The organism is Ralstonia sp. R-29 (genome assembly GCF_049913345.1).
Taxonomy (GTDB): Bacteria; Pseudomonadota; Gammaproteobacteria; order Burkholderiales; family Burkholderiaceae; genus Ralstonia.
Genome location: NZ_CP184377.1, coordinates 134,275 through 159,351, shown reverse-complemented (window position 1 = coordinate 159,351; position 25,077 = coordinate 134,275). Strand labels below are relative to the sequence as shown.

24 protein-coding genes are annotated in these 25,077 nt (G+C 65.7%); 17 read left to right on the top strand and 7 right to left on the bottom strand.

The genetic code is table 11. The annotated features are described in order from the left end of the window. Positions 1 to 77 precede the first annotated feature (77 nt). The 5 genes from ACN9M1_RS00720 (at position 78) to ACN9M1_RS00700 (ending at position 5,016) form a co-directional block, all read left to right on the top strand. A complete protein-coding gene (locus tag ACN9M1_RS00720) occupies positions 78 to 1,106 on the top strand; it encodes an ABC transporter ATP-binding protein (RefSeq protein WP_426396526.1) in 1,029 nt (342 codons plus the stop codon). Between the two features lie 77 nt (positions 1,107 to 1,183). Next, positions 1,184 to 2,449 carry an ABC transporter substrate-binding protein gene (locus ACN9M1_RS00715; protein WP_426396524.1) on the top strand — a complete coding sequence of 422 codons (1,266 nt, stop codon included), beginning with the start codon at positions 1,184 to 1,186 and terminating at the stop codon, positions 2,447 to 2,449. 24 nt (positions 2,450 to 2,473) lie between these two features. Continuing rightward, positions 2,474 to 3,382 (top strand): ABC transporter permease, encoded by a 909-nt coding sequence (locus ACN9M1_RS00710; RefSeq protein WP_426396522.1) that lies wholly within the window; start codon positions 2,474 to 2,476, stop codon positions 3,380 to 3,382. A gap of 1 nt (position 3,383) precedes the next feature. Continuing rightward, positions 3,384 to 4,280 (top strand): ABC transporter permease, encoded by an 897-nt coding sequence (locus ACN9M1_RS00705; protein WP_426396520.1) that lies wholly within the window; start codon positions 3,384 to 3,386, stop codon positions 4,278 to 4,280. A gap of 16 nt (positions 4,281 to 4,296) precedes the next feature. Next, positions 4,297 to 5,016 carry an aspartate/glutamate racemase family protein gene (locus tag ACN9M1_RS00700; protein WP_426396519.1) on the top strand — a complete coding sequence of 240 codons (720 nt, stop codon included), beginning with the start codon at positions 4,297 to 4,299 and terminating at the stop codon, positions 5,014 to 5,016. Positions 5,017 to 5,031: 15 nt separating this feature from the next. Here the strand turns inward: ACN9M1_RS00700 and icmF are convergent, their stop codons facing one another. Further along, a complete protein-coding gene (gene icmF, locus ACN9M1_RS00695) occupies positions 5,032 to 8,319 on the bottom strand; it encodes a fused isobutyryl-CoA mutase/GTPase IcmF (RefSeq protein WP_426396517.1) in 3,288 nt (1,095 codons plus the stop codon). Between the two features lie 285 nt (positions 8,320 to 8,604). On the opposite strand from icmF, the gene ACN9M1_RS00690 reads away from it, so the two are divergent. The 10 genes from ACN9M1_RS00690 to ACN9M1_RS00645 all read left to right on the top strand — a co-directional run bounded on the left by ACN9M1_RS00690 (position 8,605) and on the right by ACN9M1_RS00645 (position 18,972). Further along, positions 8,605 to 9,105: a sn-glycerol-3-phosphate transporter gene (locus ACN9M1_RS00690; RefSeq protein ID WP_426396515.1), complete on the top strand. Its 501-nt coding sequence runs from the start codon at positions 8,605 to 8,607 to the stop codon at positions 9,103 to 9,105. A 134-nt stretch (positions 9,106 to 9,239) separates the two neighbouring features. Next, positions 9,240 to 10,265: a hypothetical protein gene (locus ACN9M1_RS00685; protein ID WP_426396513.1), complete on the top strand. Its 1,026-nt coding sequence runs from the start codon at positions 9,240 to 9,242 to the stop codon at positions 10,263 to 10,265. Positions 10,266 to 10,513: 248 nt separating this feature from the next. Further along, positions 10,514 to 11,716, top strand: coding sequence for an ammonium transporter (locus ACN9M1_RS00680; RefSeq protein ID WP_426396511.1), 1,203 nt, complete (start codon positions 10,514 to 10,516; stop codon positions 11,714 to 11,716). Between the two features lie 74 nt (positions 11,717 to 11,790). Continuing rightward, positions 11,791 to 12,153 carry a DUF427 domain-containing protein gene (locus tag ACN9M1_RS00675; protein WP_426396509.1) on the top strand — a complete coding sequence of 121 codons (363 nt, stop codon included), beginning with the start codon at positions 11,791 to 11,793 and terminating at the stop codon, positions 12,151 to 12,153. A 155-nt stretch (positions 12,154 to 12,308) separates the two neighbouring features. Further along, a complete protein-coding gene (locus ACN9M1_RS00670; RefSeq protein WP_426398901.1) occupies positions 12,309 to 13,034 on the top strand; it encodes a helix-turn-helix domain-containing protein in 726 nt (241 codons plus the stop codon). A 364-nt stretch (positions 13,035 to 13,398) separates the two neighbouring features. Next, positions 13,399 to 14,373, top strand: coding sequence for a DMT family transporter (locus ACN9M1_RS00665; protein WP_426396507.1), 975 nt, complete (start codon positions 13,399 to 13,401; stop codon positions 14,371 to 14,373). 645 nt (positions 14,374 to 15,018) lie between these two features. Then, positions 15,019 to 15,651 carry a LysE family translocator gene (locus ACN9M1_RS00660; protein WP_426396505.1) on the top strand — a complete coding sequence of 211 codons (633 nt, stop codon included), beginning with the start codon at positions 15,019 to 15,021 and terminating at the stop codon, positions 15,649 to 15,651. A 28-nt stretch (positions 15,652 to 15,679) separates the two neighbouring features. Next, complete coding sequence (locus ACN9M1_RS00655) at positions 15,680 to 16,882, top strand: low temperature requirement protein A (protein WP_426396503.1); 1,203 nt, start codon at positions 15,680 to 15,682, stop codon at positions 16,880 to 16,882. 125 nt (positions 16,883 to 17,007) lie between these two features. Then, positions 17,008 to 17,715, top strand: coding sequence for a glutathione binding-like protein (locus ACN9M1_RS00650; RefSeq protein WP_426398900.1), 708 nt, complete (start codon positions 17,008 to 17,010; stop codon positions 17,713 to 17,715). 60 nt (positions 17,716 to 17,775) lie between these two features. Beyond that, positions 17,776 to 18,972, top strand: a complete 1,197-nt coding sequence (locus ACN9M1_RS00645; RefSeq protein WP_426396501.1) for an MFS transporter — start codon at positions 17,776 to 17,778, stop codon at positions 18,970 to 18,972. Between the two features lie 347 nt (positions 18,973 to 19,319). On the opposite strand, the gene ACN9M1_RS00640 is transcribed toward ACN9M1_RS00645, so the two are convergent. The 6 genes from ACN9M1_RS00640 to ACN9M1_RS00615 form a co-directional block, all read right to left on the bottom strand. Next, positions 19,320 to 19,568, bottom strand: coding sequence for a hypothetical protein (locus tag ACN9M1_RS00640; protein ID WP_426396500.1), 249 nt, complete (start codon positions 19,566 to 19,568; stop codon positions 19,320 to 19,322). After that, entirely contained in the window at positions 19,565 to 19,981 is a 417-nt protein-coding gene (locus ACN9M1_RS00635; protein ID WP_426396498.1) for a VOC family protein, read from the bottom strand. The genes ACN9M1_RS00640 and ACN9M1_RS00635 overlap by 4 nt, the downstream gene beginning before the upstream one ends. Then, entirely contained in the window at positions 19,981 to 20,478 is a 498-nt protein-coding gene (locus tag ACN9M1_RS00630; protein ID WP_426396496.1) for a helix-turn-helix domain-containing protein, read from the bottom strand. Before ACN9M1_RS00630 ends, ACN9M1_RS00635 begins: the two co-directional genes overlap by 1 nt. Before the next feature lie 27 nt (positions 20,479 to 20,505). Continuing rightward, a complete protein-coding gene (locus ACN9M1_RS00625) occupies positions 20,506 to 21,714 on the bottom strand; it encodes a PLP-dependent aminotransferase family protein (RefSeq protein WP_426396494.1) in 1,209 nt (402 codons plus the stop codon). Between the two features lie 161 nt (positions 21,715 to 21,875). Beyond that, positions 21,876 to 22,064 carry a hypothetical protein gene (locus ACN9M1_RS00620; protein WP_426396492.1) on the bottom strand — a complete coding sequence of 63 codons (189 nt, stop codon included), beginning with the start codon at positions 22,062 to 22,064 and terminating at the stop codon, positions 21,876 to 21,878. A 58-nt stretch (positions 22,065 to 22,122) separates the two neighbouring features. Further along, positions 22,123 to 22,518: a PRC-barrel domain-containing protein gene (locus ACN9M1_RS00615; RefSeq protein WP_426398899.1), complete on the bottom strand. Its 396-nt coding sequence runs from the start codon at positions 22,516 to 22,518 to the stop codon at positions 22,123 to 22,125. 262 nt (positions 22,519 to 22,780) lie between these two features. Between ACN9M1_RS00615 and ACN9M1_RS00610 the strand changes: the two genes are divergently transcribed. Further along, positions 22,781 to 23,257: a hemerythrin domain-containing protein gene (locus tag ACN9M1_RS00610; RefSeq protein ID WP_426396490.1), complete on the top strand. Its 477-nt coding sequence runs from the start codon at positions 22,781 to 22,783 to the stop codon at positions 23,255 to 23,257. A gap of 23 nt (positions 23,258 to 23,280) precedes the next feature. Further along, positions 23,281 to 25,077 (top strand): thiamine pyrophosphate-requiring protein, encoded by a 1,797-nt coding sequence (locus ACN9M1_RS00605; protein ID WP_426396488.1) that lies wholly within the window; start codon positions 23,281 to 23,283, stop codon positions 25,075 to 25,077.

Here is a 25,077-nt window from a genome sequence, read left to right as displayed (position 1 = left end):
CCAGAACGACGCATGCCACGCGCACGCGCCGCGAAATCGCCGCGCGTAGACAGGCATACCTATTGCACTGCCCCGACATGACCCGCGCCCCCACCGCCCCCGCCGACTCCCTCGAACTCGTTGCGCTGACCAAGCGTTACGCACACGACGCTGTGGCCGTCGACGCCATCAACCTGCGCGTGCCGGCCGGCAGCTACTGTTGCTTGCTTGGGCCATCGGGCTGCGGCAAGTCGTCCACGCTGCGCATGATTGCCGGCCACGAGCACGTGAGCGACGGCGACATCCTGCTCGGCCACCGCAACATCACCAACCTACCGGCGGCCGCACGCGGCACGGCCATGATGTTCCAGAGCTATGCGCTGTTTCCGCACCTGAGCGCGCTCGACAACGTGGCCTTCAGCCTGAAGATGCGCGGCATCAGCGCGGGCGAACGGCGCAAACGCGCACAGGCCCTGCTGGAGCGCGTGGCCATGGGCCACCTGGCGCAGCGTCGTCCGGGCGAGCTGTCGGGCGGCCAGCAGCAACGCGTGGCGCTGGCGCGCGCGCTGATCATGGAACCGCGCGTGCTGCTGCTCGACGAGCCGCTCTCTGCGCTCGACCCGTTCCTGCGCACGCAGATGCGCGCCGAACTGCGGCGCTGGCAGCAGGAGCTCGGCCTGACCTTCGTGCACGTCACGCACTCGCAGGAAGAGGCGATGGCCTTGGCCGACCAGATGGTGGTGATGAACCACGGCCGCATCGAACAGGCCGGCAGCCCGCGCGAGGTCTACAACCAGCCGGCCAGCGCGTTTGTCGCCACCTTCATCGGCGGGCACAACCTGCTGGAAGACGCGGATGGCCCAGTGGCCGTACGCATCGATCGCATGGCGCTGCATGCCGATGAGGCCACCGCAGGCGATCGCCCGCGCGTGCGGGGCCGCGTCTGTGACATCGAATACCAAGGGACACACGTGCTCATTGGCGTGGAGACATCGCCCTCCCAACGCCTGACCGTGAGCCTGCCCGAAACCGACAGCGCCATCGCGCACCTGGCGCTGCATCAGCCCATTTGGGCCTCGTGGGATGCCGCGCAGGCACATCGTCTGCCCGCAGCTACCGCAGCCTGACACCCGGTCTCAACCATTCCAATCCGCAGCCTGACGGCTTCAGGCGCTGCCTTCACCTTCACATCAGGGGTTGCTTCATGTCTGACGATTCCATCGACTTCAAGGCCGGCCGCCGCACCGCACTCAAGGGCATGGCCGCCATTCTGGCCACCGGCGTGGCGCCGGTCGTTCTCGCGCAGGAAAAACCGACGCTGCGCTACCTCGGCACGGCGGTCAACCAGGACAAGGCCATCGCCGAGAAATTTGAAGCCGACACCGGCATCCGCCTGCAGTACGTGGCCGTCACCACCGATGAAGTGACCAAGCGCGCCGTGACCGCGCCGAGCAGCTTCGACCTGATCGACACGGAGTACTTCTCGCTCAAGAAGATCGTGCCGACCGGCAACCTGCTGGGCATCGATGCGCGCCGCATCAAGAACGCCGACAAGATCACGTCGCTGTTCACCAAGGGCGAAGTGGCCGGCAAGAAGGTGGGCGACCAGGGCACCGCGCCCAAGAAGGTCATGTACCTGCCGGGCGCCAATGCGACCACGTTTTCCACGTCGCCCACGCAGTTCATGACGCTGATCCCGACCGTGTACAACGCCGACACGCTGGGCATCCGCCCCGACCTCATCAAGCGCCCGATCAGCTCGTGGGCCGAGCTGCTGAACCCGGAGTTCAAGGGCCGCGCGTCGATCCTGAACATCCCGTCGATCGGCATCATGGATGCGGCGATGGTGGTGGAAGCCAAGGGCCTGCACAAGTACGCCGACAAGGGCAACATGACCCGTGCCGAGATCGACCTGACCATCAAGACGCTGATCGAAGCCAAGAAGGCCGGCCAGTTCCGCGCACTGTGGAAGGACTTCAACGAGAGCGTGAACCTGATGGCCTCGGGCGAGGTGGTGATCCAGTCGATGTGGAGCCCGGCGGTGACGGCCGTGCGCAGCAAGGGCATCGAGTGCACGTTCCAGCCGCTCAAGGAAGGCTATCGCGCGTGGGCAGCCGGCTTTGGCATTCCGAAGACGGTGTCGGGCAAGAAGCTCGACGCCGCGTACGAATTCATCAACTGGTTCCTCGACGGCTGGGCCGGCGCGTACCTCAATCGCCAGGGCTACTACAGCGCCGTGCTGGAAACGGCCAAGGCCAAGATGGAGCCGTACGAGTGGGCCTACTGGATGGAAGGCAAACCCGCCGCCAAGGACATCAAGAGCCCCCACGGTGACGTGCTGGCCAAGGCCGGCAGCGTGCGCGACGGCGGCAGCTACGAACAGCGCATGGGCGGCATCGCCTGCTGGAACGCGGTCATGGACGAGAACGAGTACATGGTCCGCAAGTGGAACGAGTTTGTCGCTGCCTGATCGCCTGAGCACCTCACCATCGTCATGACACCCACCACACCGCCCACTCCAACCGCTGCCGGTACCTTGCGTCCGGGCCTGCAGGCGCTGCCGTTTGCGGCGGTGTTCGTCGTGTTCTTCCTCATCCCGCTGGGGCTGGTCGCGATGGTCAGCTTCTGGGATTTCAACGAGTACGCGCTGCTGCCAACCTTCACCTTGCGCAACTACGCCAAGCTGTGGGAAGGCTGCGGCCATCTCAATGAATATGGGGACTTGTGCGTGACGGCATCGACGTATCTGTCGACGCTGCGCTTTGCGCTGGCCACCTGGGCACTGACGCTGGTGCTGGGCTTTGCGCTGGCGTATTTCCTGGCGTTTCACGTGCGATCGGCTGCGGTGCAGACACTGCTGTTCGTGGTGTGCACGGTGCCGTTCTGGACGTCCAACGTGATCCGCATGATTTCGTGGATTCCGCTGCTGGGCCGCAACGGCCTCGTCAACCAGACGCTACAGGCCATGCACCTGATCAACCAGCCGCAGGACTGGTTGCTGTACTCCAACTTCTCGGTGCTGCTGGCCTACGTGCACCTCTACACCATGTTCATGATCGTGCCGATCTTCAATTCGATGATGCGCATCGACCGCGCCTTGCTCGAAGCTGCGCGCGATGCCGGCGCCAGCGCGTGGCAAGCGCTGTGGTACGTGATCGTGCCGCTCTCGCGCAGCGGCATTCTGATCGGCTCCATCTTCATCCTCACCATCGTGATGGGCGATTTCGTGACCGTGGGCGTGATGGGCGGCCAGCAGATCGCCTCCGTCGGCAAGATGATCCAGGTGCAGACGTCGTACCTGCAGTTCCCGCTGGCGGCGGCCAATGCCGTGGTGCTGCTGCTGACGGTGCTGATGATCATCTGGGGCCTGACCCGCGTGGTCGACATCCGCAAGGAGCTCTGACATGCGCCCACGTTTTCGTGAACCACGCGCCCCGGGCTTCTGGCCGCTGGCGTGCCTCTTCGCGCTGTTCGTGCTGTTTCTCTACGGCCCGATGCTGACGATCTTCGCGCTCAGCTTTCAGGGGCCAGACGGCGGGCTGACGTTTCCGATGAACGGGTTGTCGCTGCATTGGTATCGACAGCTTGCCGAGGGCCTGGGCGTGGTCGACATCGGCGCGGCATTCCGGCGCTCGCTGGCACTCGGTGCGGTGGTGATGGCGCTAACCATGGGGCTTTCGCTGCTGGCGGCGCTCGCGTTTCGCAAGCGGCTGCGTGGTGGCGGCACGCTGTTCTACGTGACCGTGGCCAGCCTGATCATGCCGTCGATCGTGGTGTCGCTTGGCATCGGCCTGCAGTTTCGGTTGGTCGACACGGGCATCAAGGCGCTGCTCACCGCCTTGGGCATGGGCGATCAGGCCGACAGCTTTGGATCGTCGCTCGGCCTGTGGACCTCCGCACTCGGCGCGCACCTGACGTGGACGCTGCCGTTCGGCCTGCTCATCATGTTTGCCGTCTTCAACCGCTTCAACCCTGCCTATGAGGAAGCCGCGCGCGACCTGGGTGCCACGCCTTGGCAGACCTTCCGCCATGTCGTGTTGCCGTTGATCGCCCCATCGCTCATCGGCGTGGGCATGTTCGGCTTCACGCTCAGTTGGGATGAGATTGCGCGCACCTCGCAGGCCATTGGCGACGTCAACACGCTGCCGCTCGAACTGCAGGGGCTGACGACCACCGTCACCACGCCGGCCATCTACGCGCTGGGCACGCTCACCACCGTGGTGTCGTTCGTGGTGATGGGGCTGACGATGCTCGCCATCGTGCGGTTGCGCCGCCGCCAGAGCGCAGGGCGTGTTGACTGAGCACACGCGAATGGCCATGGCTCCTGAATCGGCTGGCTCGCGCCGGCTGTTGCTGATCAACCCGAACACCACGGCCGCACTCACGCAGACGCTCGCCCGCTACGTGCAAGCCGCGTTGCCGAGTGATGTGATTGTGGAATCCATCACCGCCCGCTTTGGCGCGCCGTATATCGCCACCGAAGTCGGCTATGCCGTGGCCACGCATGCGGCGCTCGACGCATGGGCGACGACGCAGCAGCAACCAGCGCCCGACGCTGCCATCATCGGCTGCTTTGGCGACCCGGGGCTCTTCGCGCTGCGCGAGGTGGCGCCCTGCCCCGTCACCGGCCTCGCGGAAGCTGCATTGATGGAAGCGGCCACGTACGGCACTTGTGCGGTCATAACGGGTGGACATGCCTGGGGGCCGATTCTGGAGCGCTTGCTACCCACGCTGGAACACGGCCACACCGTGCGCGACATCCATACCGTAGAACTCGACGGCGCTGCGCTATATGCGGCGCCAGACGCAGCGGAGCAGATTCTGCTGGGCGCGTGCACAACGATGCTGCGCCGCCAGCCGGTGGAGGCCATCGTGCTGGGTGGTGCCGGGCTCGCTGGCGTGGCACAGCGTCTGCAACCCCACGTTCCCGTACCGCTCATCGACAGCGTGACAGCGGCGGCCCGCCAGGTGTGGGGTGCGCCGCGCGGGGGGCATGGTGCGCTACCGGCGTGGGTCGCGCACGCCACGCACGCGTGAGCACACACGACGCGGCTACATGTTGCGGCGGTACTGGCCACCCACCTCAAACAGTGCATGCGTGATCTGCCCGAGCGAGCAGACGCGCACCGCATCCATCAACACCGCAAACACGTTCTGATCCTCAATCACCGCCCGCTGCAGGCGCTGCAGCATAGCCGGCGATTCCGCAGCATGCCGCGCATGAAAGTCATGCAAGCGCGCAAGCTGGCTCTGCTTCTCTTCCTCGCTTGAGCGCGCAAGCTCAATATGCGGCGGCGCAACGTTCTCCGCCTCCGGGTTGCGAAACGTGTTCACCCCAATGATCGGCAGCGAGCCATCATGCTTGCGCTGCTCATACAGCATCGACTCTTCCTGAATCTTGCCGCGCTGATAGCCCGTCTCCATCGCCCCCAACACGCCGCCGCGCTCGGCAATGCGCTCGAACTCCTGCAACACGGCTTCTTCCACGAGATCAGTCAACTCATCGATGATGAAGCTGCCCTGATTCGGGTTCTCGCACTTGGCCAGCCCCCACTCCCGGTTGATGATGAGCTGGATGGCCAGCGCACGCCGCACCGATTCCGCCGTGGGCGTGGTGATGGCCTCGTCGTAGGCATTCGTGTGCAGGCTGTTGCAGTTGTCGTAGATGGCGATGAGCGCCTGCAGCGTCGTGCGGATGTCGTTGAAGGCGATCTCCTGCGCATGCAGTGACCGCCCCGACGTCTGCACGTGGTACTTCAACTTCTGGCTGCGCTCATTCGCGCCGTACTTGTCGCGCATCGTCACCGCCCAGATGCGGCGGGCGACGCGGCCGAGCACGTTGTATTCCGGGTCCATGCCGTTGGAGAAGAAGAACGACAGGTTGGGCGCGAAATCATCAATGTGCATCCCACGCGCGAGATAGGCCTCCACATAGGTGAAGCCGTTGGCGAGCGTGAATGCCAGTTGCGAGATCGGGTTAGCGCCGGCCTCGGCAATGTGGTACCCCGAGATCGACACCGAGTAGAAATTGCGCACCTGCTGGTGCACAAAATATTCCTGGATGTCGCCCATCACCTTGAGCGAAAACTCGGTCGAGAAGATGCAGGTGTTCTGCCCTTGATCCTCCTTGAGGATGTCGGCCTGCACCGTGCCGCGCACGTTCTGCAGCACCCACGCGCGGATCTTCGCCTCCTCGTCGGCGGTGGGCTCGCGCTGGTTGTCGGCGCGGAACTTGGCAAGGTTCTGGTCGATGGCGGTGTTCATGAACATCGCCAGGATCGTCGGTGCGGGGCCGTTGATCGTCATGGAGACCGACGTATTCGGGCTGGTCAGGTCAAAGCCGTCGTACAGCACCTCCATGTCGTCGAGCGTGGCGATCGACACGCCCGAGTTACCGACCTTGCCGTAGATGTCCGGGCGTACGGCCGGGTCTTCGCCGTAGAGCGTGACGGAGTCGAACGCCGTGGAAAGCCGCTTGGCTTCCATGCCCTCGCTGACGAGCTTGAAGCGGCGGTTGGTGCGGAAGGCATCGCCCTCGCCGGCGAACATGCGTGTCGGGTCTTCGTTCTCGCGTTTGAAGGCGAACACGCCGGCGGTGTACGGAAAGCTGCCCGGCACGTTCTCGCGCATCAGCCAGCGCAGCACTTCGCCGTCGTCTTCGTACGGCGGCAGCACGACCTTGCGGATGACGGTGCCGGAAAGCGTGGTGTGCGTGAGCGCGGTACGGATTTCCTTGTCGCGGATTTTGACGACGTACTCTTCGCCGGAATACGCGCGGCGCAGGTCGGGCCACATGGCGAGCAGCTTGCGTTCGGTGGCACCGAGTTGCGCATCGCGCTCGGCGGCTTGCTTGTCGAGCGCGGAGAGCGTCTGCACGCTCGCACCCGCACGCTCCAGCATGAGCCGGCTGGCCTGCAATTGCTGACGCTCGCGCGCGAGGCAGCTTTGCATCTGCACGCGGCGGTGATAGCCGCGAACGGTATCGGCCAGTTCCGCCAGATAGCGGACGCGTGCGGGCGGCACGATCGCGTCGTGGCTGGTGGAGCAATGACCGGCCGGACGCGGCAGCGTGCGTTCAGTGAGCGCCATGCCACGCTCCGTCAGGCGATCTGCCAGTGCGTGGTACAGCGCCATCACGCCGTCATCGTTGAAGTGCGAGGCCTGCGTGCCGAACACCGGCATGTCTTCGGGCCGGGCGTGCCATTGCTCGCGGTTGCGCTGCACTTGCTTGGCGACATCGCGCCATGCGTCCTGCGCGCCCTTGCGGTCGAACTTGTTGATCGCCACCAGGTCGGCAAAGTCCAGCATGTCGATCTTCTCAAGCTGGCTGGCGGCCCCAAACTCGGGCGTCATCACATACAGCGACAGGTCGACGTGCGGCACGATGGCCGCGTCGCCCTGCCCAATGCCGGAGGTCTCCACGATGATCAGGTCGAAGCCCGCTGCACGGCACGCGGCAATCGCATCGGGCAGCGCTTCGGAAATCTCGCTGCTCGCCTCGCGCGTGGCCAGCGAGCGCACGAAGATATTCGGATGGTTGATCGCGTTCATGCGGATGCGATCGCCCAGCAGCGCCCCGCCCGACTTGCGCCGTGATGGGTCGATCGAGATGACGGCGATGCGCAGCCGGTCTTGCTGATCGAGCCGGAAGCGGCGGATCAGCTCATCGGTGAGCGATGACTTGCCCGCACCGCCCGTGCCCGTGATGCCGACCACCGGTGTGGATGTCGTTACCGCAGCGGCATGCACTGCCGCGCGCAATGCCGGATCAATACGGCCCGATTCCAACGCCGTAATCAGTTGCGCGAGCGCGCGGCGGTCGCCGTTGGCCACCAGCTCCAGCGTGGTCGGTGCATAGGTGGAGAGGTCAATATCGCAGCGCCGCACCATGTCGGCAATCATGCCGGCCAGGCCCATGCGCTGGCCGTCTTCGGGGCTGTAGATGCGCGCGACGCCGTAGTCCTGCAGCTCGCGAATCTCGGTTGGCACGATCACCCCGCCGCCGCCGCCGAACACCTGAATGTGCTCGCCGCCGCGTGCGCGCAGCGCGTCGATCATGTACTTGAAGTATTCGACGTGGCCGCCCTGGTAGCTCGACACGGCAATGCCCTGCACGTCTTCCTGCAGCGCGGCGTTGACCACCTCATCCACGGATCGGTTGTGCCCGAGGTGGATCACCTCGCAGCCCATGGATTGCAGGATGCGCCGCATGATGTTGATCGACGCGTCATGCCCGTCGAACAGCGAGGCGGCCGTCACGAACCGCACCTTGTTGCGCACCGGCGCCGGCTCAGTGGCGGGGGTCGGGTCAGCCGCGCGGGCTGCGGAAAGATCGGTCATGTCTCCACCTTGGTTAAGTGGGCGCCGGCGCTGGATGTGTTTTAGGCCGCACAGGACGCGGCGTGCCGGTCAGCAAGTCGAACAGACAGTATTTTCGGGGCTGACCTAAACGTCAACTCGCCCCACATCCTGCCCCGCCGTGTAAGCCGATTCTTATTTTTCGGACCGTTCTGACGGAAACGTCGGCCAACTTCGCGCAACATTCTCATCACACAAATCACAGGAATTCACGTCGGCCCCATGCAAGGGCCAAGCGGCGATTGCGCCCGGGCGTGTCGATGACACATGACTCACTCTTCTGCTTTGATCACGAGGCTTCGCGGCGTCGCCATTGGCGCGGCGCTTTTGGCGGGCGCATCTCCGGCGCTGGCCGACATCTTCGAACCCGGCGATGAAATCTCCGTCCAGGCGAGCGTGTACAACATGCATTACAGCCGCGACGATCACTACATCAAATACTCGCCGCTGCTGGGTGTCGAATGGCGCCGCGACAACGGCTGGCTGGTGGGTGGCGCGGTGTTCCAGAACTCGTTCGGCCAGCCGACGCAGCTGGTGTACGGCGGCTACCTGTGGAACCTGGGCAACACTAACTTTTACGGCAAGCTGACCGGCGGCATCCTGCACGGCTATAAGGGCGAGTACCAGAACAAGGTGCCCCTGAACTACAAGGGCTTCTCGCCGGGCATCCTGCCGGCGCTGGGCTACAAGGCCGGCCAGTTCCGCACGGAGGTCCAGCTGTTCTGGACTAGCGGGTTCATGGTGACCGTGGGCTACTCCTTCAAATAAGTCATTCCCCGCCCGGGTCGCCCCAACCAACACGCGGGGCCATCTCGGTGCAACCCCCGGCTTGCACACAATCGATACAAATCGCTACAGTCTTGCTTTGGCCGGAAACGGGACGGCCGGAGGGGGACATTCCAATGCCAAGCCGCGCCACGAAGCGCTGGTGTCTGATCGCCTTGCTGGCGTGGTCTGGCCACGCGCTGGCGTGGGACTACACGCCTGGCGCCATCCCGGGGCTGATCAGCGTGCTTGGTTTCCTGACGGCACAGACACAGGCGCTTGACCGTGCCATCCAGCGCTTTCCTGCGCAGCGCGAAGAGCTGATCCGCGCCCGCACCCAGTTCGACAACACGTTTCCGCAGGCGCTGGTACGCACCCGCCGCCTGATCGCCGGCATTCCGCTCACGGATGACGAGCGCCAATTGCTGATTGAGCGCGCGCTCGACCTCCACCAACCCAGCGTGGTGACCGCCACGCAAACGGAGCAGACCGCGCACGCCCTGGCCGAGCGCGTGATAGCACGCGCCCAGGGGGCCCAAGACCGCCCGACCCTACAAGCCCTGCTGGCCGTCGTGTATGACGAGCGCCCGGCCGATGAGCTGGCCAGCCGCTTTACGCAAACCCTCACGCTGGCGGACTGGCCGAACGCGCGTGGCGCGAACCTGGCGCTGCGGCTGCCGTTCTCGTGGGAGCGCGTGCCGCCCACCACACCGCGCAAGCCGGACCCGGCCCGCGTGGCCATTGGCGCGTGGGCCAACCAAGGCGGCTCGGGGCTCTCGCGCATCGAACTGATCGTGCGCCCCACCGAGGGCGAGCCCGAAACCGTGCCCGACACCCGCGAGCCACGCTGGATGCGCGATGCCGTCCGCCAGGCGGTGGCCGTGCCATGCCGGCTTGTCAGTTGGGGCACGCAGTCGTTCGGGGGCCGTCCGGGCGTCTGGGCCACGTATATCGGTGAGTCGCCCGGCCCACGGGTGGCGCGCGCTGGCGGCAATACGCTGGTGGGCCGCGTCATCATCGTGCCCACCGAAGGCGCATTGGTGATGCTGCACATGCAATCGCCGGCCACCTCGCCCGAGCAGGCCAGCGCCGTGCGCCAGCGCTACGAGGCCCTGTGGAACACGGTGGCCAGTTCGCTCTCCGTATCGGCGCCAAAGCCATAGGCGTTCACCGCACCATCACGGCGCATTCTCGCCGCCCTATCGCACCAAATAAAAGCGCTTGCGCCCCAAATATGGGCGCACATGTCGCGGCTGCTCGCAACAACGGCAACACGCACGCCGGTGGTGCGTCACGCCACGACTTTGCACACAGTTGGAACGGTTTTTGCGTCTGTCGGCGCCTTTTGCGTCATTGAGGGGCGTGCACTGCACCCAGATGGCGCGACCCATCCACCCGCACGACAACCGCAATGAACACCATCAAAACCGGGGGCGACGCGCTCTTCATTCTGCTGGGCGCGATCATGGTGCTGGCAATGCATGCCGGCTTCGCGTTCCTCGAGCTGGGCACCGTCCGCAAGAAGAACCAGGTCAATGCGCTGGTCAAGATCCTGGTCGACTTTGCCGTGTCGACCATCGCGTACTTCTTCATCGGCTATGCCGTGGCATATGGCGTGAACTTCTTCGCCGGCGCAGACGTGCTCGCGCAGCAGAACGGCTACGAGCTGGTGAAGTTCTTCTTCCTGCTCACCTTCGCGGCGGCCATCCCGGCCATCATTTCGGGCGGCATTGCCGAGCGCTCGCGCTTTGAGCCGCAACTGGCGGCGACCTTCGTGCTGGTCGGCTTCGTCTACCCGTTCTTCGAAGGCATTGCGTGGAACGAGCGCTTCGGCATTCAGCGCTGGCTGCAGGCCGTGACGGGCGCGGAGTTTCACGACTTTGCCGGCTCGGTGGTGGTGCACGCGGTGGGCGGCTGGATCGCCCTGCCGGCGGTGCTGCTGCTGGGCGCGCGCCATGGCCGCTACAAGGACGACGGCCGCATCGCCGCGCATCCGCCGTCAAACATTCCCTTCCTGGCGGCCGGTGCCTGGGTGCTGGCGGTGGGTTGGTTCGGCTTTAACGTGATGAGCGCGCAGACGCTGGACAAGATGAGCGGCCTGGTCGCCATCAACTCGCTGATGGCCATGGTGGGCGGCACGCTCACCGCCTGGTGGATGGGCAAGAACGACCCCGGCTTCTCGTACAACGGCCCGCTCGCCGGCCTGGTGGCGGTGTGCGCCGGCTCCGACGTGATGCATCCGCTGGGCGCACTGGCCACCGGCGGCATTGCCGGCGTGCTGTTCGTATGGATGTTCACCCGCGTGCAGAACGTCTGGCGCATCGACGACGTGCTCGGCGTATGGCCCCTGCACGGTCTGTGCGGCGCATGGGGCGGCATCGCGGCCGGCATCTTCGGGTTGAAGGCGCTGGGCGGACTGGGTGGGGTGTCGTTCTGGGCGCAGATCGTGGGCACAGCCGGTGGCATCGTCATCGCGCTGATCGGCGGCACGGTGGTGTACGGCACGTTGCGCAAACTGGTGGGCCTGCGGCTGGACCGCGAGGCCGAATTCATGGGCGCGGACCTGGCAATCCACCGCGTATCCTCCACGCCGGAATCGGAAACGCACTGGTAACCCCGCCGATCGGACGTCGAGTGCGGCGCTTGCTAGAGTGAAAGGCATCCTTTCGCCCACTGCAGGAGTGCCGCATGCCCGATCTCGATGTCGACCCGAACCACCCCATCACCGTCGAAGCGAACCCGCGCCGCGTGACGGTGACGTTCAACGGCTACACCATCGCCAACACGCGCATGGCCCGCACGCTGCGCGAGGCATCGCTGCCGCCGGTGCAGTACATCCCGCGCGATGACGTGCAGATGAACCTCCTGGAGCGCACGCAACACCACACGCACTGCCCGTACAAGGGCGACGCGTCGTACTACACCATCGTCGCCGATGGCGAGCGCGCGGAAAACGCCGTCTGGACATACGAAAGCCCCAAGCCCGTTGCGCGGGAGGTCGGCAGCTATCTCGCGTTCTACCCAAACAAGGTGACGATTCGGGAGGAATGACCGCCCGCCGCTGACATGCCGCTGTCACGCGCGCGATGCACGATATGCGCGTTCCTCTTCTCACGGAGCCTCTTTCCGTGAAAGTTCAAAACCCGGCGCGGGATGACCCTGTGGCCGGGTATTTTTTTGCACGGCAGCGGGTGTATCCTGCGCCGATGCTGGACTTCCGCACCTACGGCCTCGCCGCGCCTCCGCACGCACACGACTACATGCAGGTCGTGATGCCCGCGCGCGGCATCCTGGAGATGGACGTGGACGGCCGCGGCGGCCGCGTCGACACGCACCACGCCGCGCTCATCCCCGCCAGTGCCACGCACGCGTTTGAAGCCACGGGCGCCAACCGCTTCATCGTGTTCGACATCCCGGGCCAAACCGTGGACGCACCCAGCCTGGGCGGCCTGGCGGATCGCGTGTTCTTTCCGCTCACACCCGGACTACGTGCGTTGACCACGTGGCTGCAAGACGCGCCCATCGTCGATACGGTGTTGGCGAATGCGTGGTCATCCCTGGCGCTGGCAACACTGGCGGCGCATCCGGCCAACCAGCCAACGCAACTGCGCACCCGCCCCGATGCCCGTGCCGAGCGCGCGTGGCACGCCATCGAACACCGCTACGCCGAGCCGCTCACTGTGGAAGTACTCGCCGCCGACGTGGGTGTCAGTGCGCGACGCCTGGCGACGCTCTTTCGCGCCGCGTATGGCACCACGCTGCATGCGCGCCTGGCCGAAGTCCGCTTGCGCCACGCGCTGACGCTGCTCGAAACCACCGCCCTGCCCATCGCCGAGATTGCCGCGCGCACCGGCTACTACGACCAAAGCGCCCTCACACGCCACCTCAAGGCCGCGCACGGCATCACGCCGGCCGCCGTGCGGCGCAGCTAGGATCTGTTGACATCTAAACGCCCGCCCGCAAGGAGTAGAAAGGCCGCAGGGCTAGGCGTGGACGGCGCCGCTTAGCCAGCTAAGCAAGCCGGCCGCAACACCGCCATGCGGCCTTTCTGCTCCTTGCCCTTCGGGATCAGGGGCCATCTGCTTTGTCGGCACGCCTTGCAAAGGGAATGACCCTTTGCTGCGGCGTCCTTCGCGCATCTGGCCCCTGCTCGGGTCAACGGGCGGGCGTTTAGATGTCAACAGACCCTATCCTTCCCGTTTCCGTTTTTGCCAACGCGCGGCCGTCTTCACCAAGACGCACCGCGCCTGCACACGCACAGTGCCGGTTCGATTGACCCACTCGACCGGACTTCTCATGGCTGTTGGCGACGCTGCCGCAACCCACCTCCACCACCCACAGCACAACGGGCGCGATCAACTCGTCGGGTTGGGATGCGGCGTCACGGCTGGCGCGCTATGGGGGATCATCTTTTTGGCGCCGAAGATGCTGCCGCAGTTCTCGCCGCTGGCGCTCTCGGCCGCGCGGTATGTGTTGTATGGCGTGCTGTCGCTGGTGCTGGCGCTGCCCGTGTGGCGCACGCTGTGGCGCAAGACGACGCGGCGCGATTGGGTAGCGCTGCTGCTGTTATCGCTGCCGGGCAACATTCTTTACTACCTGTGCGTGGCGGGGGGTGTGCAGCGGGCGGGCGTCGCGCCGGCGTCGCTCATCGTCGGGCTGTTGCCGGTGACGGTCAGCCTGGCCGGCGCAGCGGAACGAGGAAGCTTGCCCCTGCGGCAATTGGCCTTGCCGTTGCTACTGGCGGTTGCCGGCGTGGTGTGCATCTATCTGGATGCGCCGGCCATGCATGCGGATGCGGGCGACAGCACGTACTTCATCGGCTTGCTGATGGCGGCGGGGGGGCTCCTCTGTTGGACGGTCTACGCAGTGTGCAACGCGCGGTACTTGCGCAAGCACCCGCAGTTCACCAGCCGGGAGTGGTCGTTGTTGACGGGCGTGGCGACGGGGGCGTTGTCATTGGCCCTCGCCGTGCCGGCGTTCCTCGTGCCGGGCATGGCGACATCTTCAGCGCAGCCCGCATCGGCTTGGTGGATGTTCTGGCTCGTGAATGCCGGCGTGGCGCTTGGGGCGTCTGTGCTGGGCAATAGCCTGTGGAATACAGCCAGCCGCAAGCTGCCGTTGACGCTGTCGGGGCAGTTGATTGTGTTTGAGACGGTGTTTGCGTTGTTGTATGCGTTTGTTTATGAGGGGCGGTGGCCGCATGGGTTGGAGTTGCTGGCAGCGCTGTTGTTGATGGGCGGGGTGGGGTTGGCTGCGCGGCGGCATGGGTAGTTTTTGTTTTGGGTTTTGGATTTTGGCCTTGGTGGTCCATCCCCCTTTCGTTCCCTGCCGGGACCGACTCACTTTTCTTTGTCTTGCCAAAGAAAAGTAAGCAAAAGAAAGGCGCGCCCGAGATGGCGAAAGACTCCTTGAATTTATGTCGCAAGGAGGGAGGGGAGGCAAACTCGCTTCGCTCAGACAGGCCTCCCCCCTTTTTCCTCCTTGCAACAGAAATTCAAGGCGCCATCAAGGGCCCAACATCAAAAGACAAAAGGCCAACCCGTCGCAAGGTTGGCCTTGTCGTGTTGGGACCAGCGTACCGATGGTTTGGCCTTTGACTTTCCTGCCCCTGATGGCGCCTTGGATTTTTGTTGCGGGGAGGAAGAAGGAAGGAGCCTTGTCTGAGCGCAGCGAGTTTGGCTCCTTCCCCTCCCCGTGACAAAAATCCAAGGGGAAGTCGCCATCTCGGGCGCGCCTTTCTTTGCTTACTTTCTTTGGCAAGACAAAGAAAGTGAGTCAGCCCCGGCAGGGGATGAAACCAGGGACGCAACCCCCAACCTCAAAACCAAACCCGAAGAAAATCAGACCACTCCGTTTGACGCCACAAATTTTTCGTGGATAACTGTCAGCCCATTTCCAACAAAGACAGAGCCCACCATGACCCTCCAAACCTGGCTGGCCTTCATCGGCGCCAGCATCATCATCCTGCTGATTCCCGGCCCGACCATCCTGCTGGTAATCGGTGATTCGCTGGCCAACCGGGGCCGCTCGGCGTGGAGCACGGTAGCGGGCGTGGCCGCTGGCGACACTACGGCGATGGCCGTGTCGCTGGCGGGTGCGGGCGCCCTGCTTGCCGCATCGGCCACGGCCTTCACGGCGCTCAAGCTCATCGGCGGCTCGTATCTCGTCTACCTGGGCATCAAGTCCATCCTCTCTGCCCGCCGCCTGCGCGACGATGCGCCTGAGAGCACGATCCCCGTGCAGCAAAAGTCCGCTGGCCGGCGCTTCCTGTCCGCCTGGACGGTCACCGCGCTCAACCCCAAGAGCATCGTCTTCTTCGTCGCCTTCGTGCCGCAGTTCATGTCGGCCGAGCAGACCTTCCTGTCGCAGAGCGCAATCCTGCTGCCGACCTTCGTGATCTTGGCAGCCGCCAACGCATCCATGTACGCGCTGGCCGCCAAACTGCTCGCCAAGCGCCTGACCAGCGTGGCCGCGCAACGCCGCTTCGGCTACACCGGCGGTGCGGTCATGGTGGGTGCCGGCACGCTCACGCTGGGCATGCAAGCCTGATCACGGCCCCTCCGCTTTTCCCCTTCCCATGCCCCGCAGCTACCTCCGTCCCGCACCAACCACCACGGCTGGCGCGCACGGCCACCACCGCGTCACGAACATCGAGCTGTTCTTCGACCTCGTGTTCGTGTTCGCGGTGACGCAGCTCTCGCACCTGCTGATCGGCAACTTCACGCTTGAGGGCGGCGCGCAGGCGCTGCTGCTGATGCTGGCGGTGTGGTGGGTGTGGATCTTCACCTCGTGGGTGACCAACTGGCTCGACCCCGAGAAGCTCGCCATCCGCATGCTGATGCTCGTGCTGATGACGGCGGGGCTGCTGCTCTCGGCGTCGCTGCCGCAGGCGTTTGGCTCGCGCGGACTGGCGTTTGCGCTGGCCTACGTCTTCATGCAGTTCGGGCGCACGCTGTTCTTCCTGTGGGCCGTGCGCGGCGAATCGCTGGCCATGCGGCGCAACTTCCAGCGCATCGGCGTGTGGCTCGGCGTCTCGGCGGTGCTGTGGCTGGTGGGCGGGCTGTCGGACGTACCCGTGCGCTGGGTGTGCTGGACCACCGCGCTGGCCATCGAGTGGCTCGGCCCCTCCACGGGCTTCTACACGCCCGGCATCGGCCGCTCCACCACCGACGACTGGAACGTGGAAGGCGGCCACATGGCCGAACGCTGTTCGCTGTTCATCATCATCGCGCTGGGTGAATCGGTGCTGGTAACGGGCTCGACGTTTGCCGGGCTCGAATGGAACGCCGCCAACATTGCCGCGATGGCGATGTCGTTCATCGGCAGCCTGGCGATGTGGTGGCTGTACTTCGACACGATTGCCGAGCGCGGTGCGCAGACCATCTCGCACTCGGCTGACCCAGGCCGGCTGGCGCGCCTGGCCTACACCTACATCCACGTGGTGCTGGTGGCGGGCATCATCGTTGGCGCGGTGGCCGATGAGTTTGTGCTGGCGCACCCCGTGGGCCACGCCCATGCGGGGACCGCGCTGGCCGTGATGGGCAGCGCGATGCTGTATCTGCTCGGCAACCTGCTCTTCAAGTGGGCGATCTTCGGGCGCCCGCGTCCGGCGCACGCGGTGGGGCTGGTGGTACTGGCCGGCGCCTGGCTGCTGGCGGGCGATCTGCCTGCGCTGGTGATGTCCGCCCTGGCGACGGGCGTGCTGTGCGGCACTGCCGCCTGGGAGTGGTACGCACGCTCGTGCGAAACCCCGGAGCCCGCGCAGGCGCGCGGACACTGAGCAGCACTGAGTGGTCACCTTGGGCCGCCAAGTGGCCACCTGAAATTTCCCATTTTTGGCGATTACCAAAGGCCACTCGCACGCATAATCTGTCAACCAACATGACAGAACACGAGGGCCCCGCCATGATCGACCTCTACTACTGCGCCACGCCCAACGGCCTGAAGATGGCGCTGTTCTTTGCCGAAACCGGCTTACCGCACCGCGTCATCCCCGTCGATATCAGCCGGGGGGACCAGTTCAAGCCCGCGTTCCTGGCCATTTCGCCCAACAACAAGATCCCGGCCCTGGTCGACCATGACCCGGCCGAGGGTACCGAGCCTGTGGTGCTGTTCGAATCGGGCGCCATGCTGCTCTATCTGGCCGAGAAGACCGGCCAACTACTGCCCACCGACCTGCACGGCCGCATGGAAGTGCTCAAGTGGCTGTTCTGGCAGGTGGGCGGCCTGGGCCCGATGGCCGGGCAGATCGGCCACTTCAACGTGTACGCCCCCGAGCGCGTGCCCTACGCCATCGACCGCTACACCAAAGAGACCAACCGCCTGTACGGCGTGCTCGACCGCCGCCTGGCCGATCGCCCGTACATTGCCGGCAACGACTACACCATCGCCGACATCGCGGCCTACCCGTGGATCGTGCCGCACGCCGGGCACGGGCAGGATCTGAACGACTTCCCGCACCTGCAGCGCTGGTTCGAAGCCGTCGGCGCCCGCCCGGCGACGGAACGTGCCTACGCCGGTGTCGAGCGTGCCTACTCGCGCCGCCGCGAAGACATCTCCGACGACGAGCGCAGCGTACTGTTCGGCCAGACCGCCGATACCGCCGCGCGCTGATCCCTGCGGAGCCCCACGCTCCGCCCCTTCTTCCGCTTTCTCTTCTGACAGGAGCCGACCATGCCGGCATCGCTGTGGTGGTTGTGCCTGGGCGCGTTCGCCATCGGCACCGAAGGATTCATGATTGCCGGCCTGTTGCCGGTGCTCGCCGCCGACCTGGGCGTGAGCGTGCCCGCGGCCGGGCAGCTCGTCACCGTGTTTGCCGTGACGTATGCCGTGGGCTCGCCGGTGATGGCGACGCTGCTCGGCAACGTCGACCGGCGCCGCGTGCTGATCGGCGCGCTGGCGATCTTTGCGGCGGGCAACCTGCTGGCGGCCGGTGCGCACGGCTTCGGGCAGTTGATGGCGGCACGGGTGCTGCTAGCGCTGGCGGCCGGCGTGTTCCTGCCGACAGCGAATGCGGTGGCGACCTCGCTGGTGCCGGCGGCGCGCAGCGGCTCGGCGCTGGCCATCATCACGGGCGGTGGCACGGTGGCGGTGGCGCTGGGCGTGCCGCTTGGCGCGTGGATTGCCGCGCAGGGCGACTGGCGTTCGACGTTCATGGCGTGCGGTGTGTTGTCGGCACTGGCCACGGCGGGCCTCGCCTTCGGTCTGCCGCGCGCCCTGCCGCACAGCGTGACCACGCTGGCACAACGCCTGAGCGTGGCGCGCCGGCCCGGCATGCTGGGCGCGCTGGCGGTATCGGCGCTGTGGGCGGCGGGCGGCTTCACGTTCTACACGTATGTCGCACCGTTCTTTGTGCAGGGGCTGGGCTTTGCACCGCAGCACGTGGGCATCGTGCTGTTCCTGGTCGGCAGCTTTGCCGCGCTGGGCACTGGGCTGGGCGGCCACATGACGGACCGCGCAGGCGTGGCACGCGTGCTGGCCGTGAGCAGCGCAGGCATCGTGCTGGCGTTCTCGGTGCTCTCGCTGTCAGCGCAGGTGCTGCACGGGGCCACAGCAGGCGCCATCGCCATCGGCGCGGTCGTGTTGTGGGGCATGGCGGGCTGGGGATTTGGCCCGGCCCAGGCCACGCGGCTGATCCGCCTGGCGCCCGATGTGTCGCCGATCACGCTGTCGCTGCATGCGTCAGCGGTCTATGCGGGGATCGCGCTGGGGTCGAGCGTGGGCGCGCTGGCACTGGCCCACGGCGGCCCGGGCATGCTGGGGTGGGCGGCGGCGGGGTGCCATGTGGTGGCGGTGGTGCTGTGGCGGCGGGGTGGGCGGCATGAGCCTGCGCAGGCCACTGAACAGCCGGCCACGTCCGTCGCGCATTGAGAGCCGGCGGGATCGGCCTCGTGTTTCGGGTTCTGAACTCGGCGTGTGGAGAAAAAAAACTCCACGTTCGGAGTTCCAAGCTCGACCAGCCGAGAAAAAAGCTCGACGCTCCGAGTTCTGAGCTCGACATGTCGAGAAAAAAGCTCAACGCTCCGAGTTCCGAGCTCGACGTGTCGAGAAAAGAGATCGGCGCTCCGAGTTCTGAGCTCGACGTGTCGAGAAAAAAGCTCGGCGCTCCGAGTTCTGAACTCGGCGTGTGGAGAAAAAAGCTCGACGCTCTGAGCTCTGAGTTCGACATTCCGAGAAAAATGCCTGACGTTCCGAGCCCGAAGCTCGGCGGTCAGTGCTCAGACGGCCGTGTTTGAGATGGCGTTGGGGCTCGAAGCGGCACGCCGTGCGTTGCGCCGGTCCAAGTACGGCAGCACAAACATGACCAGCCCCGTGATCAGCAACAGCGCCAGCGGCAGCAGCGGCGCATAGGTGATCCATGCAGGCGGCGTACCCCGCGTCATCGCGACAAAGTTGGCGATGACCGTGAGCGTGAAGGCCATCGACACCCAGCGGTGAAACTGGCGGATTCCGTTGCGGGCGCTCACTTTGCACCTCCGGCGGCCTGGATCATCTTCCAGCCGTTGCCGGCCGGGTCGCGGAAACCGGCATCGACGCTGCCGAAGCGCTCAACCGGTTCCTGCGTGAACTCCACGCCGCGCCCGCGCAGTTGCGCGTAGCTGGCGCGGCAGTCGGCCACGGTCAGCACCAGCGGCGGCATCGCGCCCTTGGCGACCATGGCGCGCAGCGTCTGCGCGGTGGCTTCGTCATGGATGGGTGGCCCCGGCTGGAACAGGCCGAGCTGGAATGACGGCTGCTCCGGATGCTGCACCGTCAGCCATCGATACGGGCCGTTGCGGACGTCCGTATGGACGCGAAAGCCCAGCTTGTCGACATAGAACGCCAGCGCTGCATCCTGATCGTCCACGTACAGCCCGACGACGTTGATCCCTTGGCTCATCACCGCTCCTTGTTGTTGATGGGTGACGGATTTGTACCCTCGGCCAACTGCCGGCGCTTCTCCGAAACTGCTGTGATGAGGTCGGGCCGCTGCGCCGCCTTCAAGACACAGGCGGGCACGCGGTCGAGTTGTTGCTGCGGTGCGGTGGCCTGGGCCTCGCGGCGCAGGGCGCTGGGGCTCTGGCCGGTGATGTCCCGAAAGATGCGGCCGAAGGTGCCGAGGCTTTCCCAGCCGGTGGCGTAGGCGATTTCGATGATGGGGAGGTCGGTGTCGCGCAGGAGGGTGGCGGCCTGCTCGATGCGGCGCGTGAGCAGGTAGCGGTGCGGCGGAATGCCGAAGGCCTGCTTGAACGAGCGCGCGAAATGCGCCTCCGACACGCCGCTCACCTCGGCCAGTCGCTTGACGGGCCAGGCCTCGTGCGAGGCGGCGTCCATGCGGTCTTTGGCGCGCAGCAGGCGGCGCAGCAGTGCCGGGTCTTGCTGCGCGTCAGCGGGCATCTTGGCCACCGCCGCCTGCGGCCGCGATCAGCCGAGCTTGAACTCGCCAATGGCGCCGGCCAGCTTGCGCACGCCCTCCTCCACCTGCGCGAGCGACGAGGTGGCGTACGACAGGCGCAGCGTCGAGCGGTCCGGATCCACCGGGTAGAACGCCGCGCCCGGCACGAAGGCCACGCCACGCTCGATGGCCACCTTGGCGACGTCTGCGGCATTGCGGCCTGGCAGCGCGCCCCACAGGAACATGCCGCCGCGCGGGCGGTTGAAGGTCAGTTCGCTCTCGGGCAGCAGTGCACGCAGGCCGTTGGCCATGGCGTGGGCGCGTTCGGCGTAGGCCGCACGCGTGCGCGGCAGCACGGTGTCCAAGCGGTTGCTGCGCAGGTAGGCCGCGGCCGTGGCCTGTGCAAACGTGGAGGTGTGCGCGTCGGCAAACTGCTTGACCATGACGGCGTTGCCCAGCACCGGCTGCGACGCGATCATCCAGCCCACGCGCAGGCCCGGCGCCAGCACCTTCGACAGGCTGCCCAGATAGATCACACGGCCCTGTGCGCCGTCGGTCTGTTGCGAAAGCGCGTACAGCGACGGCGGCGGGGGCGCGTCGAAATACAGCTCGCCGTAGGGGTCGTCCTCCACCAGCAGCAGGTTGTGGCGCACGGCCACGTCCAGCAGGCGCTTGCGGCGCTCCAGGCTCATCAGCGCGCCGCTCGGGTTGCCGAAGTTGGGGATGACGTAGAGGAACTTGGGACGCGCGGTGGCGAGCGTCTTCTCCAACGCATCGATGTCCAGACCGTCTGCATCGGTCGGCACGCCGGCCACCTTGGCGCCGTACAGCTTGAAGGCCTGGATGGCGGCGAGGAAGGTGGGCGCTTCGGTCAGCACGGTGTCGCCTTCGCCGATCAGCACCTTGCCCAGCAGGTCGAGCCCTTGCTGCGAACCGGTGGTGACGAGGATGTCGGTGTTGGCGATGGCGGCGCCGCGCACCTTCATCAGATCGACAATGGCCTCGCGCAGCGGTTCGAACCCCTCAGTGGCGCCGTATTGCAGCGCGCGGGCGGCGTCGTTGGCGAGTGCGCTGTCGGCGGCGGCCTTCAGGCCTTCGACGTCGAACAGGGCGGAATCGGGAAAGCCGCCGGCAAACGAAATCAGGCCCGGCTTGCCGAGCACCTTGAAGAGTTCGCGGATGGCGGAGGTTTCAACGTTTTGCAGGCGCGGGGCCAGCAGCGATTGCAGGAAATCCATGGCGTGCGTGTCTCTATAGGGTTCGAGTGCCCGCCACTTTACGTGATGTGCGCCGCGCGCGCATGCCGCATGCGCATGTGGCCGTCACGGCGCAAGAGGGGTGTCCAGAGACTGAAAACCGCCCGCATGCCCCGGAGATTCGGGCGATGCGGGCGTGGAGCTTAGCGATGGTTGCTGTTGCGGTTGCGCTTGTCGTTGTGCGCGTCAGTGTCCTTGTCCTTATCCACCACGCGCGTGATGCCCCCTGTAGAAGGCGGGTCGCTGGCCGGGAAGGTGTCTTCCACGGCCTTTTCAACGAGGTCTTCGCGCTTGTGTGCAGTCGGGTTCTTTTCCTTCTTACCCTTTTCCATAATGGCCTCCTGTCTTAAGCCGGGTTGATCACACGCACGCGAACAACGTGCCTGCCGCTCAGTATTCCTCCCAGTACGGGCGTGAGCCGTAGTACTCGTGCACGGACTCGGCCCAGGTCGGGTCGGCCATCGTGGGCCAATGGTCCTTGTCGAAGCCGGGGGCCGCGTCCAGACGCTCCTTGTTGGCATCGAGCACAAAGCACTTGCGATCCACATCGAGCGACATGGCGCTCCACGGCACGGCAAAGAGCTTGTCGCCAATGCCAAGAAAACCGCCCACCGACATCACCGCATAGGCGATGCGCCCGCGTTGCACGTCGAGCATCACGTCGGTGATCTTGCCGAGGTCGTCGCCGGTGAGGTTGACGACGCGGTTGCCCTCCAGCGTGTCGGCGGCCATGAGTTCCGGCCCAGGGCCGGCCGATGTTGGATCAGCGCGCCCGATGATGCGCATGCGCACACCGGCCGTGCTGCTCGTGCCTGCGCCCAGGCCGGTTGCGGATGTTGTGTAGTCCATAGCCATGGCAATACCTCCCATCAGTTGAGGTGAAGAACAATGCGCGGCGCTCGCACAAGTCATGTACGAGCCCGTGAGCAACCACTGCCCTCAGCACAAAACCTGCCTGCCGACGCGAACCACTCCACAGCCGTGCACGGCATGGCGCTTGCTCGACGGTACGGCGTCGATCCACACCCACCCCACACCGGAGAGCCCCATGAACAAAGCCGAAATCCCCGTGGCGCAACGCGCCGTGCTGGCGATGCTGCTGGACGATCATCGAGAGGTGAAAAAGCTGTTCAAGACATTCCAGCAAGAGAAGGACAAAGGCGCGTCTGAGCAGATCGTGCGCGAAGCGTGTGAAAAGTTGACCGTGCACACGCAGCTGGAAGAAGAACTGTTCTACCCATTCGTGCGCGACAACGGCGGCGAAGCGTTCAAGGATCTCCTCGACGAAGCCGTGGTCGAGCACGCCACCGCCAAGGCGCTGATCCAGCAACTCGCCGGCATGCAACCGGGCGACGATCTGTTTGCCGCGAAATTCACCGTGCTGGCCGAGTACGTCTCGCACCACATGGAGGAAGAGGAGACGGAGCTGTTTCCCAAGCTGATCCATCAGCACGTCGACCTGGCACCGTTGCAGGAACCCATGACCGCGCGCAAGGAAGCGCTGCTGGCCGAGCACGCCGCCTGATACCCGACAACAGGACGCCCATCATGCAACCCACCGTGAGCGACTTTCTTGTCGCACGCCTGTACGAATGGGGTGTGCGCCGCATCTATGGCTACCCCGGCGACGGCATCAACGGCATGTTCGGTGCCTTGCAGCGCGCGGGCGGCAAGATCGAATTCGTGCAGGCGCGGCACGAAGAGATGGCCGCGTTCATGGCCTCGGCGCATGCCAAGTTCACGGGTGAGCTGGGCGTGTGCATGGCCACCTCCGGGCCGGGTGCCGCGCACCTCGTCACGGGCCTGTACGATGCGCGGTTGGACCACATGCCCGTGCTGGCGATTACCGGGCAGCAGGCGCGCACCGCCGTCGGCGGGCACTACCAGCAGGAGGTCGACCTCGTGGCGATGTTCCGCGACGTGGCGGGCGCGTTCGTGCACCAGGCCAGCGTGCCGGCGCAGGTGCGGCATCTGCTCGACCGTGCCGTGCGCATCGCCATCGGGCAACGCCGCGTGACGGCACTCGTGTTGCCGAACGATCTGCAGGAAATGCCCTACACCGCACCGCCGCATGCCCATGGCACCGTGCACTCGGGTGTGGGCTACAGCGCGCCGACGGTGGTGCCGCAGGCCGTGGATCTGGAGCGTGCAGCCGACGTGCTCAACGGGGGCCGCCGCGTCGCCATGCTGGTGGGTGCAGGCGCGCTCGGTGCCAGCGCGGAAGTGGCGGCCGTGGCGGACACCCTGGGCGCAGGTGTCGCCAAGGCGCTGCTCGGCAAGGCCGTGCTGCCCGACGACGCGCCCAACGTAACGGGCGCAATCGGCCTGCTAGGCACCGAACCCAGTTGGGAGCTGATGAACCACTGCGACACCCTGCTGATGGTCGGCTCGGGCTTTCCGTATGCGGAATTTCTGCCCAAGGAAGGCCAGGCGCGCGGCGTGCAGATCGACCTGGACCCCGGCATGCTCGGGCTGCGCTACCCGATGGAAGTGAACCTCGTCGGCGACAGTGCGCAGACGCTGCGCGCGCTACTGCCGCTACTGCAGCGCAAGACCGACACGTACTGGCCCGAGCGCATTGCCCGCTGGAATGCCGATTGGTGGAAGACCCTAGAGCAGCGCGCGTTGCAGCCCGCCTACCCCGTCAATCCGCAGCGTGTGTTCTGGGAGCTGTCTTCCCGGCTGCCCGCCAACGTGATCGTCACGAGTGATTCCGGCACCTGCGCCAATTGGTATGCGCGCGACCTCAAGTTCAAGCCCGGCATGATGGGCTCGCTCTCGGGCGGGTTGGCGTCGATGGGCGCGGCGGTGCCGTATGCGATTGCCGCCAAGTTTGCGCACCCCGATCGCCCCGTCATCGCCCTGGTGGGTGACGGCGCGATGCAGATGAACAACATGGCCGAGCTGATCACCGTGGCGAAGTATTGGAAGCGCTGGAAATCGCCCAAGTGGATCTGCATGGTCCTCAACAACCAAGACTTGAATGAAGTCACCTGGGAGCAGCGCGTGATGGAAGGCGACCCGAAGTTTCCGGCGTCACAGGACATCCCCGACGTGCCGTATCACCGCTTTGCGGAGTTGATCGGCTTGAAGGGGCTGTATGTCGACAACCCGGACCAAGTGGCCGGCGCGTGGGATGAAGCACTCGCTGCGGAGTGCCCCGTTGTGCTGGAGGTAAAGACCGACCCCGACGTGCCGCCGCTGCCGCCACACGTCACGCTGCAGCAGGCGCGCAACTTTGCGACGGCGCTGGCGTATGGCGACCCGGACGCGAGCGGCGTGCTGCGCGGAACGGCACGGCAAGTGTTGTCGGCGCTGTTTCCGGTGCACAAAGACAAGGAGTGA